Origin of the sequence: Methanobrevibacter thaueri, assembly GCF_015062915.1 — an archaeon.
Lineage (GTDB): Archaea > Methanobacteriota > Methanobacteria > Methanobacteriales > Methanobacteriaceae > Methanocatella > Methanocatella thaueri_B.
The window spans coordinates 1-3347 of sequence record NZ_SUTJ01000007.1 but is presented as its reverse complement, the minus strand read 5'-3'; the positions used below and the strand labels follow the sequence as shown (position 1 = coordinate 3347).

General features: G+C 35.1%; 6 protein-coding genes and 1 pseudogene. 1 reads left to right on the top strand and 6 read right to left on the bottom strand.

Annotation, left to right across the window (positions count from 1 at the left end):
- The 6 genes from E7Z78_RS05895 to E7Z78_RS05870 all read right to left on the bottom strand — a co-directional run.
- Positions 1 to 1088: proton-conducting transporter membrane subunit (locus E7Z78_RS05895; protein ID WP_303724236.1), on the bottom strand; the 1088-nt coding region annotated here is incomplete at its 3' end.
- Complete coding sequence (locus E7Z78_RS05890; RefSeq protein WP_303724235.1) at positions 1081 to 1467, bottom strand: cation:proton antiporter subunit C; 387 nt, start codon at positions 1465 to 1467, stop codon at positions 1081 to 1083. The genes E7Z78_RS05890 and E7Z78_RS05895, both read right to left, overlap by 8 nt.
- A complete protein-coding gene (locus tag E7Z78_RS05885; protein WP_303724327.1) occupies positions 1467 to 1709 on the bottom strand; it encodes a DUF4040 domain-containing protein in 243 nt (80 codons plus the stop codon). Before E7Z78_RS05885 ends, E7Z78_RS05890 begins: the two co-directional genes overlap by 1 nt.
- A complete protein-coding gene (locus E7Z78_RS05880) occupies positions 1702 to 2151 on the bottom strand; it encodes a cation:proton antiporter (protein WP_303724234.1) in 450 nt (149 codons plus the stop codon). Before E7Z78_RS05880 ends, E7Z78_RS05885 begins: the two co-directional genes overlap by 8 nt.
- Positions 2117 to 2335: a hypothetical protein gene (locus E7Z78_RS05875; protein ID WP_303724233.1), complete on the bottom strand. Its 219-nt coding sequence runs from the start codon at positions 2333 to 2335 to the stop codon at positions 2117 to 2119. Before E7Z78_RS05875 ends, E7Z78_RS05880 begins: the two co-directional genes overlap by 35 nt.
- 84 nt (positions 2336 to 2419) lie before the next feature.
- The gene (locus E7Z78_RS05870) at positions 2420 to 2734 is read right to left on the bottom strand and encodes a monovalent cation/H+ antiporter subunit E (RefSeq protein WP_303724232.1); all 315 of its coding nucleotides are present in this window, start codon (positions 2732 to 2734) and stop codon (positions 2420 to 2422) included.
- A 294-nt stretch (positions 2735 to 3028) separates the two neighbouring features.
- Between E7Z78_RS05870 and E7Z78_RS05865 the strand changes: the two are divergent.
- A pseudogene (locus E7Z78_RS05865) lies at positions 3029 to 3347 on the top strand (arsenic resistance protein); the annotation flags it as partial.

Here is a 3347-nt window from a genome sequence, read left to right as displayed (position 1 = left end):
CCTCCGAGTTTACGGGTGTCCACTTCATTTGTTGCTTCAACTATCGCACCGAATCCTATGAATAACAATGCAGTGATTACTATTTCGTTTACAGCTTGGAAGAGTCCTGCTGTTATTGCAAAGTTGGTTCCAAGCCCTATACCTAATCCAATGAAACCAAGCTCTCCCACTGCTAAAAATCCAATCATTCTTCTGAAGTCTGTTTGTGTAAGTGCGAGTGAAACACCTAAAATCATAGCCAAGATAGAGAAGAAGACTATAAGTACTTCAAAGATTGGTAGCACTGAGAATATTCTGAACATTATCAATACGATGGAAATCATTGAAACTACAGTAAATGATTGCAGCAATGCTGCTCCATGAGGTTCAGCTTTTGAGTATACACCAGATTTAATAGTATGGAATGGTGGTAAACCTGATGCGTATAACCAACCGAAGAATATTAAGGCGAGAGACATTAAGAATACCGGAGAGGTTATATCAACTAAACCATTATGAACCGCAACAGCGATATCAGTTACGTTTACACTACCTGTCAATGCCAATAGGAATCCAATTCCCAAAAGCATTATCGGAGAACCGATTGAACCTAAAACCATATACTTCAAGGCCATCTCATAACTATAATCAATTGATGAAGCCGCTACAATACCTACCTGTGCAAGTGCCAATATTTCAAAGAACACGAACATGTGGAAAATGTCGTCTGTTAAAAGCATTGCAGTTACAGCGGCAGTTCCCAGGAATAATAGGAACAGATATGGTCCGGATACCTTTTTATACTTGGTCAAGTAAACAAAGATGACTAAAAATGTTAAAAGACCGATTATTGCAATGAATACCTGTTGCAGGAATGTGAATGAATATGTAATCGCAGGGTGATACATCGCACCGGTAACGTTATCCAGTACGGGAGCGTATCCTCCGAAGTAGTGAAGACCATAGTTTGATAATAATGGTATTATCGGAAGACAGATTGCTACAACAAATGCAAAAATCTTTGTGACCTTGTTAAACCTTGAGAATGCACTGATGATCAATGCAGCCATCAATGGAACAATAACCATAAGTGGGATTAGTTCATTCATTGTATTCCTCCTGTTTTGATGTGTCAGCCAGCATTACCTTTGTGGACAATGTGCAGTATCTCCTGTACAGAACCATTACAAGCGCAAGCATTACCGCAAGGGTACTTGCTCCGATTACGATACTGGTCAATACAAGACCGAAAGGCAATGGATATGCCGCATTTGCCGCAAACCATGAAGTGTCCATTCCAGGCATTAGGATAGGTACTACTCCTCCAGCCTTATAACCAATGGCTACAATGAACAGGTTTGCTCCCTCTTCAATGAAACTTATACCAATAATCTTTTTAATGATATTGTCGATGAAAATCGCTGAGTAAAGTCCAACAATAATCAGCGCAGCAGATGTCAACAATATCACAAGTTGTAATTGTGCCATTAGTCATCACTCCTTTGAGTTTTCTTAACAGCCAAAGCAATAAATACAGGCACAATCGCCGCACCTACAATAGCTTGGGTCAAAGCAACATCAGGCGCAAGCAATATTTGGAATAGAACTGCAAGAGCCCCTCCTGAAAATCCTGTCAGGATTGCTGCTTTTAGCAAATCCTTTTGAATAAGAGCGAGAATTGCACTTAAAACTGTTATGATGCACAATATTATTTCCAACATTTTATTCACCCTCATCAATCTCTATTGTAGTTACTGAAAATCTTTCATCCGCCTTGAGCTTTTCGGAGTCTTCACTTTCCAAAGCTTGCATTTTTTCCTTAGGATGGATGAATGGATGATTTTCATCTACTTCTTCTTCAACTGTCATTAAATCCGCGTTATTCTCTCTATCTTCTTTTTTCCAATAAGCATTAGCTATCGCATGTGCTGTAAATGGTGCTAATATAAAGTAGATTCCTGCCAAGAGATATTGGCCAAGACCAATCATTGCAATAATACATGCAATATCGAATATTCCAACAATGTGGATTCTTGCATAGACTTTATTTTTAGTATTATTGCTTAAACTGAGAAGCCCTATTGCAGAAACTATAATCATGAATGCCGCAATGATTAGGAGAGCAGCTTGAATGTACTCAATCATCATCATTACCTCCCAACACAACAGCAAAAGCTACAGTTCCTACAAAACCAAAGAATATTAAAGCTAATGATATATCTCTAAAGAATTCTAGATTATATAAACTGCCTCCAACAAGCAATGCTACTGCAAAAGCCACAACAACTACAGAGCTTCCTAAAAGCCCCATTGATGTGGATTTGTATGCGCTTGCCCTTAAAGCAGCCAGCATCATTATAATTAATGCAATAACCAAAATATATTTTGCAATAAATAATATATCCATACTATCTCACTCGATTTATTATAAAAACGTTATTTATTCTAACATTTTCTTTATATAAGGCTCAAAAGGAATAATATCCTCTTGTTTTCTTGGAGAAATAGCAGCTACTTTGATAATGTTATTTTCACTGTCCAAATCAACAGACAAAGTACCAGGGGTCAAAGAAATACTATTTGCTAAAATTGTTTGTGAAACAGGTCTCTCTAAAACTGTTTTAACATCAACAATCACAGGATCAATATTTCTGCCCATAATCCTCTTAAATACAACATCAATTGTTGATTTAATGATTTCATAAATAAGGTCTAAGAAAAATATAATTCCGTAACCAATTCTAGTCAAAAACATTAAACAAGCTCCATTTCATTATCTTTATTAATTGCCAAATTTGACATTAATTAATAATATTATTATTTATCATGATTATTTATTATAAATGTATGCTTTTTTAAAAAAAATATTTAAAACTTGAATTAAACTATACAAAAATTTTTAAAAAAATATAAATGAACAGAATTGTTCACCAAATCTGAAAAATAACTTCAAAGTAATACTTAAATCGTATTTTAGAGACAATTTTCCAAATTATAAAATATTATATATAACAACATATAAATTTAGTCATACCTAAAAGGTGAATGTATGGATTTGATAGAAAAACTTGAACCTATAATAATATTTTCAGCAATACTCATAGGATTGCTCTTCTCAAACATAGACGCAATCTCAAACAACACTGATTATCTGATAAATATCTTTTTATGCCTGATGCTTTTCGGACTGTTCATGGAAGTTCCGCTGAAAGATTTGAAGGACAGTTTCAAGAACGTCAAATTCACCTCCACAAGCCTGATAATCAATTTCATATGGACACCGTTATTCGGCTATTTTTTAGGATCACTATTTTTAAAGGGAAATGTGGATGTCCTGATAGGATTTTTCATGCTCATATTAACTCCCT